Consider the following 15,249-nt stretch of genomic DNA (forward strand, 5'->3'; position numbering starts at 1 on the left):
GCGGTCACCTCCCCGGCTTCGCGGCGACGAGCAGCAGATAGCCGAACTCCTCGATGCCGACCAGGTCACCGGGGTCGAACTGGTCCACCATCTCCTCGCCGTAACGGCCCGTCAGCTCCGCCCTGGCCTTCCTGATGCGCTCCGACAGCAGGACGAACGTCTGCCGCAGGGTGTGGTCGCTGATGTCCAGCAGCTCCTCCAGCCACAGCCCGGCCGCGCGCAGCAGCGGCGGATAGACCTCCGCGCTGACCATGGTCATCATGAAGTCGCGCAGATAGCGCTCGACCGCGGGCCGCCCGGCCGCGGGGATCTCCGCCCGTTCCAGGAAGTCGGTGAGCACGATCCGGCCCCCGGGCCGCAGCACCCGCCCGGCCTCGGCGAGGACCCGGCCGCGATCGGGCATGTGAATGATCGACTCCAGGGCCAGCACCGCGTCGAAACTCCCGTCGGGGAAGGGCAGTTCCAGCGCGTTCGCCTGCCGGAACGTCATCCGCCCGGCCAGGCCCGCCCCTTCGGCCAGGGCCTCGGCCCGGCGGATCTGCTCGGCGCTCACCGACACCCCGGTGACGTGGGCGCCGGTACGGCGCGCGGTGCGCACGCCCGGGGCCCCGGTGCCGCAGCCGAGGTCGAGCACGCGCGCGCCCGGACCGACGCGCAGACGGTCGGCCATCATGTCGGTGAGCCGGTCGGTGGCCTCGGCCAGGGGGACCGTGCTGTCGGGCGAGTCCCAGTAGCCGAAGTGCAGGTTCTCCCCCAGGGAGGCGTCGCCGAGCGCGGTGAACCGGTCGTAGAGACGGCCCACTTCGGCGGGATCGGGCAGCGGCATAGGAAGCCCGGACAGGTCGGAGGAGGCGGGGGACTGGGGGGACGCGGGCGCGGTGCGGGATGTCATGGGTGCCTTTCCGGTAACCGTTCGGCGGGTCGGGTGAGTTCGGGCCCGATCAGGTCGGGTCAGATCAGGTCGAGGTCGCGGTAGACGGCGTCCGCGAGCCGGACGATCCGTTCGCGGTGGCGGCCGTGCTCGACCTTTCCGTTCAGGTGCAGGGCGAACACGAGCCGGGCGTCCGGGTCGGCGAACGCGACGGCGGTCCACAGCCCGTCGTGACCGAAGGAGCGCGGCGAGGCGTACGAGCCGAAGCTGGTCCACTCCGCGTTCAGGTGCCGGCATTCGAGGCGGAAACCGAGCCCCCAGTCGGCGTTGCCGTAGCGGTCGCAGACCCCCGAGCGGTGACGGGCCGTCAGTGCTGCGACGGTCGGCGGCGCGAGGACACGCCCGCCGGGGGCGTCGCCCGCCGCCAGGAACATCTCGAAGAGCCTGCCGAGGTCGCGCAGCGGCCCCCGTGTGTTCACCCCCGGGATCGGCCGGGTCGTGGCCGCCTCGGTGGACCACCAGGAGGTGGGCTGCGGCCCGCTGCCGGGATTGCTCACATGGATCAGCGGGAGCCGGTCCCCGAACGCGGCGAACTCCCCCTGGTCGAGGTGGACATGGGTGTCCGTCATACCGCACGGGCGCAGGATCTCCTGCTCCACGTACGTACGGTAGTCGCGGCCGTCGAGCACCGGCAGCAGCTGGGCGAGTACGTACCAGGCCCACCACTGGCTGTAGTTGATACCGGGCACCCCGGACCGTGCGCGGCGCGGGACCGGGACCGCGAGGGCGCGGCGCAGCCGCTCCGCGTCGGGTGCCGCCACGACGCCGTGCAAGGGGTCGTCGCCGGTCGGCACCGGGCCCGTGTGGGTCAGCAGCTCCACCGAGGTGACCGACTCCTTGCCGGCCCGGCCGAACTCCGGCAGGTAGTGCGCGACGGGCAGGTACGGGTCGTAGCGTCCGGCCTCCCACAGCCGGCCGAGGGCGGCCGACAGCAGCGGTTTCGCGCAGCAGTACCACAGCGGCTTGGAGCGCTCGGTCATGGCCACCCCGGGGCGAGCGCTGCCAAGTCCCAGGTCCGCCACGGCGGTTCCCCGAAGCGAGACGTACAGCTGCGCACCGGGTGTCGAGGTGCCGACCTCGCGCTCCAGCTCGCGCAGCGTGCCGGGCAGCGCGGCACGGGCCCGCTCGACGGCCTCCCGGGCCGGGATCGCGCTTTCCTCGGTCTCCTCGGTCTCCTCGCGGGGCGGCGGACACCCGGCGGCGGGCCCGCGCTCCGGCCCGCCGCACGCCGTGCGCAGCACGGCCAGCTGCCCCGAACGGTCCTGCTGCAAGGCGGCGTCGATGAAGAACAGCAGACTGAAGTTGCCGCGCGCCTCGACGTCCCCGCGCTCGAAGACGCCGACGCGCTCCGCCCCGGAACCCAGCAGCAGGGCGCGGGCGGCGGCGTACGGCAGCCGGATCACCAGCCCCGGAGCGGCGCCCTGTGCCGCGCGGACCGCCAGCCGCCCGGAGTCCAGGCCGACACGGACGTCGGCCTCCCGCACCACGGAAGGGGGAGGATCGCTGATCTCCAGCCGGAACGCGACGGTGTCGCGGGCCTGTTCGGGCGGTGGCGCGAGACGTCCGGCCGCTTCGGCGAGCCAGGTCGTCGACAGGAAAACGGTGGTGGACAGGACGTCGGACACGGCCTTCACCTCTCCTTCCTCTGCGCGGGGCCGGGCCCGGCGGCCGGCCCGGCATCGGCGCCTGTGCCTCGCGGCCCCGCCGGGAGCGGCACGTGCGGAACGACCTCCTCGGCCAGACGCCGCAGACTCTCCGTCGAGGGGTAGTCACGGAACCACACGACGAACTCCCCGATCCCGGCGGCGACATAGCGTCCCGCCCGGTCGGCCACCTGCCCGGGAGTGCCGTACAGACTCCTGCGCGCCAGCAGGTCGGGGTGGTGGCTCCAGAACACCACCTCGTGGGGGCTGGCCAGCCACCGGTCCCGCTCCAGCACCGAGTCGAAGATCCGGCACTCCGCGACGAGCGCGTGCCGTACCCCCGCCGGGTCGAGCCCCAGCCGGGCCCGCCGCCGCCCGAACTCCTCGACGGCCCGCGCCACTTCCTGTGGATCGCCGCTCCACTGCACGGCGTCGCACTCGCGCACGACGGCATCCGGAAGCGGCTCCGCGCCGTGCTCCGCGTCCGCACCGGCCCCGGCCGGGGCGCGGACCGCGAGCGGCAGCCCCTCCCGCGAGGGAACGGGCACGCAGTGCGCGGCCGACAGCCGGACGTGTTCACCGGCGACGGTGACGGGGTCGCCGCGCCACAGCGCCCGCAGGGCCGCGACGGTCTCGGCGAGCGCCCGGTGGCCGGCCCCCGCCCGGTACGGGCCCTCGGGCGCCGCCCCCGTCGAGACGTGCTCGGCACCGTACTCGGCAGTGGACAGGCCCAACTCCAGCCGGCCGCCCGAGAGGACGTCGAGGCAGGCGGCGCGCTTGGCGAGCAGGGCCGCGTTGCGGAAGGGCGGCGCGGCGGAGAGCAGGCCCAGCCCCGGCCCGTCCAGCGCGGCGGCCAGTGCCGCCAGGGCCGTCCAGCCCTCCCACACCGGCAGCGGCTCGCGCCGGGGCAGGGTGTCCGTACGGTCCAGCAGCCACAGCCGCCCGTAGCCGAGGTCCCGGGCGAGCCCGGCGGTGCGCAGCAGCAGCTGCCAGGACTCGGGGCCCGTCGTCCCGGCCAGTTCACCGGCTGCGCCCTGCGGGAGGACCACGTCCCACACGGGCCGCGCACCGCTCACGCCCCGCCCCCGCCGCGCACCAGGGAGAGCAGCAGGCCGGGGGAGTCGAGGACGAAGTCCGGCCGCTGCGCGCGCAGTTGCTCGGCCCGGCCCTCCCCCCAGGTGGCGGCCACGGTACGGGTCCCGGCGGCACGGCCGCTCTGCAGGTCGATGACCGCGTCCCCGACCATGAGCGCCTCCCCGGCGGCCGCGCCGATCCGCCCGAGCGCCTCGCGCACGATGTCCGGGTGCGGTTTGGGCCGGGGGACCTCGTCACTGCCCACGACCGCGTCCAGCAGCGGCAGCAGGCCGACCGCCGCGAGCACCGCGCGGGCCCGCTCGCCGGACTTGCCGGTGGCGATCGCGGTCCGTATCCCCCCGGCGCGCAGGTCCGCCAGCAGCCGCGGCACCCCGGGATAGACCTCGACCCGGTGCATGAGCCGGTGGCTCTCCCGGACGAACGGCTCCTGCATCGCGGGCGGCAGCCCCATCAGCCGCATGATGTCCGGGAAGTAGCGGCCCTGGTGGGTGACGTACTCCTCGAACGGCGGCTCGCCGTCGCCGACGACCTCGCGGTAGGCGACCGCGAACGCCTCGCGCATCACGGCGAAACTGTCGATGAGCACGCCGTCCAGGTCGAAGACCACCGCGGTGACCGCGTCCGGCGGGCGGCCGGTGACGGCGCGGGCCCGGGCTGCGGAGGAGTTCAGGGGCATGGTGTGCGCTCCGTGGGCAAGGACGTCGGGGCCCAGACCCCGCCGTGGCTGACGACTTTGGTGAAGTGGCCGGTGAGCCGGTGGAAGAGCGCCCCCGGGGAGCGGCGCGGCCCGTGGGCGGCGGCGTCGAGCCCGCCCCAGGCGGCCATGGCCCGCACCAGCAGGGGATCGACGGGCACCCAGACGCCGTCCACGAGGAACTCGGCCCAGCAGTGCGGCGTCGAGTACGGCTTGGCGACCAGCAGACCGAAACCGAAGCGGACCGCGAGACCGCGCCGGGTGCCCTCGGCCACCAGCCAGGCGGCCGCCCCGCCGCAGTCCGCCATGCGCGTGCGCCACAGGAACTCCGGGTCCCAGCGCAGCGCTTCGGGCAGCATGAAGAAACCGACCGGATCGAGGGTGCCCAGCAGCTCCACGACCGCGTCCGGCAGCTCGGGCCAGCGGGTCCTCGGCCGCACCGTCACCGTGGCCAGCGGCGTCTCGCCCGGCCCCGGCGCGAGGACGGGGGTGCGCCCGCCGGGCAGCAGCACCCCGTACCGGCACGGCCCCGCGTGCCCCGGCACCGGGCAGGACGCGGTGAACTCCACCCGGTACTCCGGCTCCTGGCCGGGCGCGCCCGCGCGCAGCGCGGCGGCCCAGGAGCGGATCGCCCGCCGCTGCACCGAGGTCAGGCCCAGGTGGAGCGCGGCGTTGGCCAGGTCGTAGCCGTCGTGGAGCCGCTGCGTGCCCCGGCCCGCGCACGGCAGGCCCGCCGAGCCCAGCTCCTCCAGCAGCGGCGGGCCGATGCGGTGCAGCCGCATCGCCGTGCGCGCGTCCACGGCGAAGCGCCGGTGCTCGTCGGGGACACCGCGCAGCCGGGCGACGAGCTCCCCCACATCCCCGCTCGGTGCGGGCCGGGCGAGCAGGGGGCCGCCCGCCAGCGTTCTCTCGGTAGGTGACACGGCCGCCGCTTTCCGTCAGTCCAGATAGCCGAGGGCCTGCAGCCGGTCGGCGACCTGCTGCTCCTCGCTCGCGGTGTACGCGCCGGACACGGCGGCCGGCGGCTCGAAGGGGGAGAAACCGCGCAGCTCCGGGATGACGTCGCGGGCGAACAGCTCGACGGATTCGGCGCGGTCCGCCTCGTCGAGGCAGCCGAAGTCGAACTCCCCGAAGAGGGTGTTGACATGGCCCTCGCGCGCCGCCTGCCGGATCCGGTCCGCGACGGTGGCCGGGGAGCCGACGAAGACCAGGTTGTGCTCCATCAGGAAGCGGAAGTCGCCGGAGCCGGCGAGGATGTCGGCGGTGCTCAGCCTGCTGGCGGGCGTGGCCGCCGCGCCGGAGCGGCGTACCGAGTCGTAGCGCAGCACCTTGGTGAAGGTGTGCGTGATGTGCGCGGCGGCACGCGCCTCCGCCTCCGCGTCGGTCTCCGCCACGTGCACCAGGCTCCAGTAGCCGATGTTCGGGTCGCCCGTGTGCCCGGCCGCCCGCCACCGCTCGACGTAGTGGCGGTAGACGGGCGCCATGGCGGGCCGGGGCACGATCATCGTGGACGCGGTGTGCGCGCCGATCCCGGCGAGGCGGCGCAGCGTGCCCCGGTTGGTGGTGGGGATCCACAGCGGGGGGTGGGGGCGCTGCAGCGCGGGGAAGGACAGACACACCTCGCGCAGGGTGTGCACCGGCCCCTCGAAGTCGAAGGGCCCTTCCGCGCCGCACGCGGCGCGCAGCAACTCGGCCGCTTCCCACGTCAGTTCGTGGCGGCGCTCGAAGTCGGCGCCGAACGGCAGGAAGGGTTCCGGGCCCACCCCGGAGGCCAGCCCGACATCGAGGCGCCCGCCGAGCACATGGTCCAGCGTCACCACGTCCTCCACGAGGTGCAGCGGATGGCGCAGCGCCGGCACCCAGCCCATGGCCCCCACCCGGATGCGTTCGGTGTGCAGGGCGGCACCGGTCGCGAACACCGAGGGGGAGGACATCCAGCTCTCGTGCGGTGTGCAGTGGTGTTCCACGGAGAAGGCGTAGTCGAAGCCGAGCCGGTCGGCGGCCGCCAGTTCCCGCCACAGCCGCGCGTAACGCTGCCCGGCGGACAGTCCGGGACGGCCCCAGACATGGGTGAAGTAGGCGAGTTTCAACGCGTGCCCCCAGGGGATCGGACGTACGGACCGGAAGAGCGGCCGGTGACGCGGCCGAAGCCGCCGTCGCCGGGGTGCGGCGCCCGCTGGACGCGGGCCGCCGAGTAGATGCGGTCGATGCACGCGGCCAGCGTGGTGACCTCGGCCATGGACCCCGTGACCGGGGCCGGCCCGGTGCCGCCGAGCCGGCGGGCCAACTCGTCGACCTGCCGGGCGTATTCGGCGCCGACCGGCTCCTCGGGCAGGCCGATGCTCTCCACCTCGCCCCGGCGCAGCACCGTCAGCGAGGACCTCGCCAGCCGGTGCGGGCTGAAGCCGAACGTGCCGCGCAGCGTGGCGACGCCCTCGGTGCCCTCGACGGTGATCGTGGTGACGTCCACGGCCTCGTGGGAGGCCCACCGCAGATCCAGCGAGACACCCACGCCCGTGTCGGTGACGAGGAACGCCCGCGCGGTGTCCTCCACGACCGCCTCCCCGGCGGCGGGCGCGGGGGCGGGCGCGGGGGCCGCGGAGGTGCGACGGCTCCAGTCCGCGGTGGCGTCCGGCAGGCCCATCCAGTCCGCCGACACCGTGCCCGCGGTACGGACGATCCGCGGCCAGTCCAAAAGGTGCAGCCCCACGTCCAGCAGGTGCCAGCCGAGGTCGAGCAGGGCCCCGCCGCCGGAGAGTCTGCGGTCGACGAACCAGCCGGTGCGCTGCGGAATGCCGGCCGCCCGCACCCAGCTCAGGCCGACGGCGCGCACCGTGCCCAGCGACGGCAGCAGCCCGGCCAGCCGCCGCACGTCCGCGCGGTGCCGGGCGGCGCTCCAGGCGTAGAGGCTGATGTCGTCGACGCTGCCGCTCGCCACCTGGTCCATGACGAGGGACTGCGCCTCGAACAGGGTGCGGCAGACCGGCTTTTCCACGAACACCGGAATGTTGCGCTGCAACAGTGCCTTGGCCACCGGCAGGTGCAGGTGGTTGGGCAGCGCGATGATCGCCGCGTCCACGCTGCCTGGGGCCAGCTCCTCGGGACGGGCGAGGAAACGGACGCCCTCGCGGCCGTGGACGGCGGCCGTCGCCGCGGCCGGGTCGTCGTCCACCACGGCGGCGACCTCGAAGGCCGGGTGGGCGGCGAGCAGCGGGAGCCAGACCGTGCGGGAGACCCAGCCGGCGCCGAGCACCGCGACGCGCAGCGGACGCCCGGCGGGCGGCCCGGCCGTCGCCCCGGCCGGCGCCTGACGCTCGTAGGTGGTGGACATCAGAACCGGGCACCGCCGTCCACCACGAGGGTGCTGCCGTTGACGTAGGACGCCGCCGGGGACAGCAGGAAGGCGACCGCCGCGGCCACCTCCTCCGGCTCCCCGAGCCGGCCCGCCCCGATGAACTGCAGCACCAGGTCGCGTTCGGCGTCCGAGAAGTCCATGACCTCGGCGCGGATCGCGCCGGGGGCCACGACGTTGACGGTGATGCCGTGCTTGCCGGCCTCGCCGGCGACGGAGGCCGCCCAGGGCTGCAGGGCCCCCTTCGTCGCGGCGTAACCGCTGTGCCCGGGCAGGCCGTTGGTGCCGGCCCGGGAACCGAAGAGCGCGATGCGCCCGTACTTGGCGCGCATCATCGGCTTCAGGCACGCCTTGGCCAGGGCGATCGAGCCCGCCAGGTTCACGTCCAGCAGGGTCCGCAGGGTCCGGGCGTCCGTGGCCATGGCCAGTCTGCGGGTGCGCAGTCCGGCGGCCGCCACGCAGCCGTCGACGCGGCCGAAGCGGCCGAGTGCGGCGGAGACCAGCCGCTCGGCGCCCTCGGGGGCCGACAGGTCGGCCCGCACGGGCAGCAGGGTGCCGCCCTGGCCCTCGACGAGCTCGGCGAGCTTGCCGACGGCGTCCTCGTTGGTGTGGTAGCCGGCGACGACCGAGGCGCCGAGCGCGGCGAGTTCCAGCGCGCACGCGCCGCCGATCGATCCGGACGCGCCCGAGACCACGACGACGCGGCCGTGCTGGCCGAGCCGCTGCGCGGCCCGGTCGGTGACGCTGCTCATGGACTGGCCTCCTTGGCGAGGATCAGATGACACAGGGAGCGGTCGGGGGCGAGGTGCCGGCCGATGTCCGCGCCTTCCCGCAGCAGCCCGGACAGGAGTTCTTCGGCCGTGGGCCAGGCGCTCGCGCCGTGCGTGAGCCAGTCCAGGCCCAGTTCGCCGCCGGTGCCCCCGGCGGCGGGCAGGAAGACGTCGTCGACGAGCAGTGCCCCGCCCGGACGCAGGGCTGCCAGCAGCGCCGCCAGGTCGCTGCCGGGGCCGGGCCCGTGCACCGCGTTGGCGACGACGCACAGGTCGGCCGTGCCCCGGGGGAGCGTGCCGCCCACCGAGGCCCGCCCTTGGGCGGCGGCGGCGCGCACGGCGGCGTCCGGTTCCCCGGCGAGCGGGCCGACCGGTATCAACTGCCCCGTCGCCGAGGGGTCCTGGCCGAGCAGCCGCCCGAGATAGCGGCCGGGGCCCGCGCTCACCTCCACCAGGTGGGCGCCCGGCGGGGGCGCCAGCAGCCGCAGGCCCAGCGCCGCCCGGGCGCGGGCCCCCGGACCGTCCATCGCCGCCTGGTAGACACCGGTGAGGCGGCGCAGTTCCCCCGGGGATGTCCGCTCGAAGGACCGGCCGGCCAGGCCCGCGCGGGCGGTCGCGGCCAGTTCCTCCCGGGTGACCACGTGGCGTGAGAGGTGCTCCTCCAGCCGTACGAACGCGCCGAGCCCGTCGGCCGGGACCCGCTGCCCCGGCGGTCCGGCCGTGCCCTCGGTGAGGACGCCCAGGCCGGCGGCCGTCCTCAGCAGGGTCTCCAACGCGTCCGCGTCGCAGCCCAGTTCGGCGGCGAGCCGCGTCGCGTCCGTACCGGCCGACAGCGCCTCCAGGGCGCCCAGGTCGTGCAGCGCGAAGAGGAGTTCGGAGACCTTGTAGGCGCGCGCGGCGTCCAGCGCGGCGGGCGCCAGGCGGTACACCGCTTCGGCGCGCACCTTGCCCGCCGCGCTCGTCGGCAGCGCGTCGCGGATCCGGATCTCGTCCGGGACCTTGTACGGGGCCAGTTGCCGTGCCGCGTGCTCGCGCAGCCCGTCCGGGGTCGACCCGGGCCGCCGCAGGGTCACTTCGGCGAGGATGCCGTCCTCGCCGGGCCGGCTGCCGGGCCGGGCGCGCACGCGTACGGCCCCGACGTCCGGGTGGCCGCCCAGTGCCGACTCGACCTCCAGGGGCGAGACCCAGCGGCCGCCCCGGCGGATCGCCCGGTCCTCGCGCCCGAGGAGGCGCAGCCCTCCGGGGACGGCGACGGCCAGATCGCCGGTGTCGTGCCAGCGGCCGTCCACCCGGACGGCGAGCAGCCCCGGCCCGTCGGCCGTGACCGTGCCGTCGGCGGGGTCGGTCAGCCGTGTCGCGACGCCGGGCATGGGGCCGCCGGCGCACAGCGGGGCCAGTCCCGCCGGACCGCAGAGCACCGCCCCCGTCTCGGTGGACCCGTAGTTGCGGGCCAGCCCGGTCCCGAACGCCTCGCGGAACGCGGTCTCCAGCGGCTCGTCGACCGGGCCCGCGCCGACCATGGCCAGCCGCAGCCGGGGCGCCGCGTCCCGGCCCCGCGCCGGCGCGGACCGCCGTGCCGCCCGCCGGCTCTCCCGGGCCGCGAGCAGCCGGGCGAGCGGGGGAACCAGCGCCACGACCGTGGCCCCGTCGGCGAGTTCGGCGGCGATCCGGCCGAGCGCGGTCGGCGGTACGGGCCGCAGCCGGGCCCCGCCGAGCAGTCCGCCGAAGAGCCAGCCCAGCGCGTAGGCGTGGGAGAGGGGAACGGGCAGCAGCAGCGTGTCCCGCTCGGTCAGCCCCACGGCGGCGCGGTAGCGCAGGCCCTCGGAGAGCAGGCTCGCCTCCCCGCGCAGGACGATCCTGGGGGAGCCGGTCGAGCCGGAGGTCGGCAGCAGCACCCCCGGGCCGCCGTCGGCCCCCGCGCCCGGCGGGCCGGACAGCGCCGGCGGCGCTCCCTCGCCCGGTACGGCACAGCGCCGGGCGCCGCCCGCCGAGCTCAGCATGCGGGCCACTTCCGCCTCCGGTGCCCCGGGGTCGAGCAGCAGCGGCCGGGCACCGGCGGCCAGCAGGGCCAGGCAGGCGAGCACCCACGACGGCCCGTTGGGCGCCCGCAGCGCCACGGCCTCGCCCGCCCGCAGCCCCTCGTCCCGCATACCCCGGGCGGCCGCCTCGGTGCTCTCCAGCAGTTCCCCGGCGGTCGTTCCCGGCAGCAGCGCGTGGCCGGGCGGCAGCCGGCGCACCGCGTCGAGGAGCGGTGCCGCGGCGGTGAGTTCACTCATGCCGGCCCCGCAGATAGTCGTCCTTGGCGCGGCGGATCGACTCCCGGATGCGCGGCGGCGCGTAGGTCGGCGCGGCGCACAGCTCGTCGAGCGTGATCTCGTCCTCGAAGTACATCGACAGCGTGTCCCACGGGGTGAAGCAGCCGTGGCAGGCGCTCAGCCGGGGCCTGGGGGCCAGCAGCGCCTGGTACATGCCCGTCGTGCCGAGCCGCCGCAGGGTCCGCTGCCAGTCGTCCTCCAGCGCGTTGCCCATGTCGCTGAACCAGATGTTGGGGCACGGGGTGACCATGCCGTCGCTGAAGGTCGAGACCACCAGGCGCGGCAGATGGCAGCGGAAGGTCCGCCGGCCCTCCCGGTAGAACCTGGTCAGCCGGTCGAAGTAGGCGCGGGGCGGCAGTACGGCCGCGAACTCCTCGTAGCGCCCGGCGAGTTCCTCGACGTGGTGGAGCTGCTCGGGCCGCACCCGGAAGCGTTCCGCGTCCGGTCCGCGCACCGGGAAGGGGAAGCAGACCGGCGGGTTCGCGAAGCCGCCGAGCCACTCGGCGAACGCGCTGATCTCCGTCACGCTGCGGTCGTTGAGCACCGCGTAGATCTCCACGGGCAGGCCGGAGCCGAGGATCCGGGAGACGGCCGCGACGACCTTGCGGTGCAGGTCCGCGGACTGCACGCGGTGGCTGTTGCCGTGGTGGAGATGGCTGTCCAGGGACACTTGCAGCACCGTGTTGCCCCAGGAGCGGAAGCGCTCCAGGTGGTCCTCGCGGACCAGGACGCCGTTGGTCTGGATGACCAGGACCTCGTACTTGCGGGCCTGTTCCTCCAGGAAGTCCATGATGCCGCGCACGAGGAAGATCTCGCCGCCCGTGACCTTCAGCAGGGGCAGGTCGAAGTGCTCGCGCAGCCGGTCGGCGACGGTGTCGACGCGCCGGCCGAGCGGGCTGTCGGGCGCGTAACTGTCGCGCTTCGGGGGCTCGAAGATGAGCTGGAGGGAGTGACTCTCCTTCAGATTGCTCTGCCCGGTGAGGCAGTAGGTGCAACTGAGGTTGCAGGAGTCCTCGTTGATGACGAGGTCGTTGCCGATCAACGGCAGAGCCGCGCGAGCCGGAACGGCCGGAGCGGTCGAAGCGTGCGAAGCAGTCGCGGGGTTCGCGGGGTTCGCGGGATTCTCAGGGGAGGGAGCGGAAGCCGATGAGGGAGTCTGCCGGGACACCGATGCCCTTTCTCCGTCGGGAGTCTCACGTGCGCCGGGTCGTGCCGCCTCCTTCCGTCCGGGGGCGGTCGGGCACCCAGTGCCGGTCGGCGAGTGCCGGCCCGTCCGTGCCGCACGGCGCCGCACCCGCGGCGCCGTGCGCGCGGGCCCGGTCCAGCAGCGCCGCGCGCAGCCGGCCGACGCCGCCGAAGTGGGCCCGGGCCTGGCTCGCGTAGTGGCCCGCGGCCGCGAGCCAGCGCTCCAGATGCGCCGGTGCCAGCGCGGCGAACCGCGGCAGCAGACCGGCGTGGTCGCGCTCGCGCAGCCGGTAGGGGAAGTCCTCGTACCACACCGTCCCCTCCGGGACGAGCGCCGCCACCGCCGCGCGGACGAGCCGGTGGTCGACGTGCCCCCCGGCCGCCAGCGGGACGTGCACGCTCGCGGCCGCGGCGCACAGGGGCTCCAGCGCCGCCCGTACGTCCGCGAGCACCTGCCGGTCCGCCGGGTGCGGGGGACCGAACAGGGCGCGGGGCCTGGTGTAGCGGTAGCCGCCGGAGCCGGAGCGCAGGGCCGCGTCGGTGAAGCCCAACGCCACGCGTGCGGCGCCCAGTTCGGCGAGGGCGGCCAGGTCCTCGGCGCGGCGCACGGCCGGGTCCGCCACGTCCCGCCACTCCTCGGGCCCGCCGGCCGGGGCCGGCCGCCGCTCCCCGGGCGTCCCGGCGAAGACCGTGACCACGGTGGGCCGCAGCCCCTCCGCGCTCCAGCGGGCCAGCCGGCCGCCGAGCGACCACACCGCGTCGTCCGGGTGCGGGGAGATCACCACGGGGGCGCCGGTCATCGGGGCACCTCCCCAAGTGCCGCCGCCCGGCCCGGGAGCGGGGCGGGCGCGGCGGCCTCGTGGGCGCGTACCGCGCGGACGTACGCCTCGGGCGAGCCCTCCGGCCCGAGCAGGGCCGGCAGCGCCCGTACCGAGGGCAGCGGGTGACGGGCGGCGAAGCGGCCGAGGTTGACGGCGTGCTGCTCCCAGCGGCCGGGGCGGGCGTGGCTGAGATGGACGCCCAGGGCCGCGGGGGCCAGCGCGCGGACCGTGCCCGAGGCGTGCAGCCGCAGCCCCAGTTCCAGGTCCTCGCAGCCCCACACGGTCCCGAAGCCCTCGTCGAAGCCGCCGCAGCGCTCCCAGTCGGCGCGGTCGACCGAGGAGTTGGCGCCGACGAAGCCCAGCCAGGGCGCGGCGTCCGGCAGGGTGCCGCAGTCCATGGCCTCCACCGCGCGCTCCAGGGCGTTGGCGACGAGCCGGCGGGCCGGCCGGGCGGCCCCGGGGGCGGGCGCCGCCGGATCCAGGCCGGCCCGGGCCCGCTGGACGGCCTCGGGGCTCCCGCCCTCGGCCTGCCGCAAGAAGCGTGCGGCGGTGGGAAGTTCACGCGTCATGCCGTGGACGAACACCCCGGGGCGGGCGGCCGCCGCGTGCGCCGCGAGGAAGCCGGGGCCCACCAGGACGTCGTCGTCGAGGAAGACCAGGCGCGGCGCCCGGGCGGCCGCCGCGCCCGTGTTGCGGGCCGCCGCCCGCCCCAGGCACCGGCCGGGCACGACCCGCAGCGGCAGCAGCCCGCCCAGCTCCCGGGCGACGGCCGCGAGTTGCGGGCCGTCGGGGCTCCCGGGCGGATTGTCGTCGACGACGAGCGTCTCGAACCCCGGGCCGCCGGGCCCGGCGGCGGCCAGGCAGGCGAGCGTGGCGCGCAGCCGCGCCGCCGGCCCCCGGCTGGGCACGACCACGCTCAGCCCGGGGCGGACACGGGGCCGCCGGTCGCGGTCCACGGCGTCAGCCGGCGGCGAGCGCGTCGGCGAACAGGTCGGCCACCCGGTCCACGACCGGTTCGTCGGCCAGCAGCACCCGGTGGTGCAACCAGAGGCAGTCCCGGCCGAGTTCCTCGGCCACCGGGCAGCGCCCGGCCAGCTCCCCGGGGGTGCCGCGCACCGGCCCCCGCCAGTACCCCTCGGTGCGGTAGACCGGGGGGAAGCCGACGAAGGCCGGTACCCCGCGCGCCGTCAGGGCCTCGACCACGGCCAGGCGCCGCCCGGCCGAGCAGCCCGGAAGCCGCGCCATCGCCATGTAGTGCGCGTTCACCGTGCACCGCTCGTCCGCATCCTGGGGCTCCACGCCCGCGAGGGATCCGAGTGCCTTGCGCAGCCGGGCCCAGCGCTCCTCGCGCACCGCGATCTGCCCCTCCAGCCGGGACAGCTGCGCGCGCAGCACGGCCGCGGAGAACTCGTTCATGCGGTAGTTGGAGCCCTGCGTCAGATGCGCGTAGACGCGGTCGTACGGCGGGCGGCCGCAGCCGTGCTGGAGGACCGCCTCCCGGTGGCTCGCCCCGTCCGGCAGCAGCAGGGCCCCGCCCTCGCCGGCGGTCATCAGCTTGCCGTTCTGGAAGCTGAAGGCGGCGGGGGAGCCCAGCTCGCCGACGCGCAGCCCGCGCCAGCGCGCGCCGTGCGCGTGGGCGGCGTCCTGCAGCAGGGGGACGCCCGTCGCCGAGGAGAGCTCCCGCAGGGCGTCCATGTCGGCGAACTGGCCGGCCATGTGCACCGGCATGATCGCCTTCGTCCTCGGGGTCACCAGCCGGGCCGCGGCCCCGACGTCCAGACAGTAGGTGCCGGGCAGGACGTCGGCGGGCACCGGCACCGCGCCCAGCCGCTGGACGGCCAGCGAGGAGGCGATGAAGGTGAAGGCGGGCACGATCACCTCGTCGCCCGGCCCCACCCCCAGCACCCCCAGGCCCAGTTCCAGGGCGTGGGTGCCGGTCGTCGTGGCGACCGCGTGCGCGGCACCGTGGTGACCGGCGAACTCCCGCTCGAAGAGCTCGACTTCGCCGCCGCCGTAGCGCCACCACCCCTCCTGCTCCAGCGCCCGCAGCAGCCCGGCGCGCTCCTCGGCGCCGTGCTGCGGCCAGGCGGGAAGGGGCAGTGGTCCGTCGGAATCCGTGATCATGGGCAGCCTTTCGGTCCGGCGAGAGCGGCGCACCACCTCCCGTGCCGGCCGTCGGCCGGGGTGACGTGCCGTGCGGAGGGGGGCGGGCCGCGCCTGCCGCGCGGCACGCGCGGGGCGGCGGAAGGAGTGAAGGGGACGCCGTTCCTCGATGGGGGAGCCGCCCCGCGTCCGGCGGGCGGAGGTCGATCCGAAGAAGAGCCTCCATATGACTGATGTTCACGTCAACACCCCTGCAGGGAGGGAGGCGGGGTGTGGACGGGTCACGTGGTCCGAATCTTGCCAAAGTGGTTGATGAGCTGTGCCTTTGCCCTCGGAGCAA

13 protein-coding genes are annotated in these 15,249 nt (G+C 75.9%); all 13 read right to left on the reverse strand.

Features of this window, described 5'->3' with window-relative positions:
* Window positions 1-4: 4 nt before the first annotated feature.
* The 13 genes from ACFP1Z_RS04755 to ACFP1Z_RS04815 all read right to left on the reverse strand — a co-directional run bounded on the left by ACFP1Z_RS04755 (window position 5) and on the right by ACFP1Z_RS04815 (window position 14,930).
* The gene (locus ACFP1Z_RS04755) at window positions 5-892 is read right to left on the reverse strand and encodes a methyltransferase domain-containing protein (RefSeq protein ID WP_390314585.1); all 888 of its coding nucleotides are present in this window, start codon (window positions 890-892) and stop codon (window positions 5-7) included.
* A 59-nt stretch (window positions 893-951) separates the two neighbouring features.
* On the reverse strand, window positions 952-2,556 hold the full coding sequence (locus ACFP1Z_RS04760; protein ID WP_390314586.1) for a serine hydrolase domain-containing protein: 1,605 nt from the start codon (window positions 2,554-2,556) through the stop codon (window positions 952-954).
* A 5-nt stretch (window positions 2,557-2,561) separates the two neighbouring features.
* Window positions 2,562-3,650 carry an LLM class flavin-dependent oxidoreductase gene (locus ACFP1Z_RS04765; protein WP_390314587.1) on the reverse strand — a complete coding sequence of 363 codons (1,089 nt, stop codon included), beginning with the start codon at window positions 3,648-3,650 and terminating at the stop codon, window positions 2,562-2,564.
* The gene (locus ACFP1Z_RS04770) at window positions 3,647-4,345 is read right to left on the reverse strand and encodes an HAD-IA family hydrolase (protein WP_390314588.1); all 699 of its coding nucleotides are present in this window, start codon (window positions 4,343-4,345) and stop codon (window positions 3,647-3,649) included. The genes ACFP1Z_RS04765 and ACFP1Z_RS04770 overlap by 4 nt, the downstream gene beginning before the upstream one ends.
* Window positions 4,336-5,286, reverse strand: a complete 951-nt coding sequence (locus ACFP1Z_RS04775; protein ID WP_390314589.1) for a transglutaminase-like domain-containing protein — start codon at window positions 5,284-5,286, stop codon at window positions 4,336-4,338. Before ACFP1Z_RS04775 ends, ACFP1Z_RS04770 begins: the two co-directional genes overlap by 10 nt.
* 15 nt (window positions 5,287-5,301) lie before the next feature.
* Window positions 5,302-6,453, reverse strand: a complete 1,152-nt coding sequence (locus ACFP1Z_RS04780) for an LLM class flavin-dependent oxidoreductase (protein WP_390314590.1) — start codon at window positions 6,451-6,453, stop codon at window positions 5,302-5,304.
* Window positions 6,450-7,694, reverse strand: coding sequence for a Gfo/Idh/MocA family protein (locus ACFP1Z_RS04785; protein ID WP_390314591.1), 1,245 nt, complete (start codon window positions 7,692-7,694; stop codon window positions 6,450-6,452). Before ACFP1Z_RS04785 ends, ACFP1Z_RS04780 begins: the two co-directional genes overlap by 4 nt.
* Window positions 7,694-8,467, reverse strand: a complete 774-nt coding sequence (locus ACFP1Z_RS04790) for an SDR family oxidoreductase (RefSeq protein ID WP_390314592.1) — start codon at window positions 8,465-8,467, stop codon at window positions 7,694-7,696. Before ACFP1Z_RS04790 ends, ACFP1Z_RS04785 begins: the two co-directional genes overlap by 1 nt.
* On the reverse strand, window positions 8,464-10,761 hold the full coding sequence (locus ACFP1Z_RS04795; RefSeq protein ID WP_390314593.1) for an AMP-binding protein: 2,298 nt from the start codon (window positions 10,759-10,761) through the stop codon (window positions 8,464-8,466). The genes ACFP1Z_RS04790 and ACFP1Z_RS04795 overlap by 4 nt, the downstream gene beginning before the upstream one ends.
* Window positions 10,754-11,842, reverse strand: a complete 1,089-nt coding sequence (locus tag ACFP1Z_RS04800) for a radical SAM protein (protein ID WP_390314594.1) — start codon at window positions 11,840-11,842, stop codon at window positions 10,754-10,756. Before ACFP1Z_RS04800 ends, ACFP1Z_RS04795 begins: the two co-directional genes overlap by 8 nt.
* Window positions 11,843-11,993: 151 nt before the next feature.
* Complete coding sequence (locus ACFP1Z_RS04805; protein ID WP_390314595.1) at window positions 11,994-12,785, reverse strand: PIG-L deacetylase family protein; 792 nt, start codon at window positions 12,783-12,785, stop codon at window positions 11,994-11,996.
* The gene (locus ACFP1Z_RS04810; RefSeq protein WP_390314596.1) at window positions 12,782-13,762 is read right to left on the reverse strand and encodes a glycosyltransferase family 2 protein; all 981 of its coding nucleotides are present in this window, start codon (window positions 13,760-13,762) and stop codon (window positions 12,782-12,784) included. The genes ACFP1Z_RS04805 and ACFP1Z_RS04810 overlap by 4 nt, the downstream gene beginning before the upstream one ends.
* Window positions 13,763-13,766: 4 nt before the next feature.
* Entirely contained in the window at window positions 13,767-14,930 is a 1,164-nt protein-coding gene (locus ACFP1Z_RS04815; protein WP_390314597.1) for a DegT/DnrJ/EryC1/StrS family aminotransferase, read from the reverse strand.
* Window positions 14,931-15,249: the final 319 nt, after the last annotated feature.

The sequence above is a fragment of the Streptomyces gamaensis genome (genome assembly GCF_042656465.1).
Taxonomy (GTDB): Bacteria; Actinomycetota; Actinomycetes; order Streptomycetales; family Streptomycetaceae; genus Streptomyces; species Streptomyces gamaensis.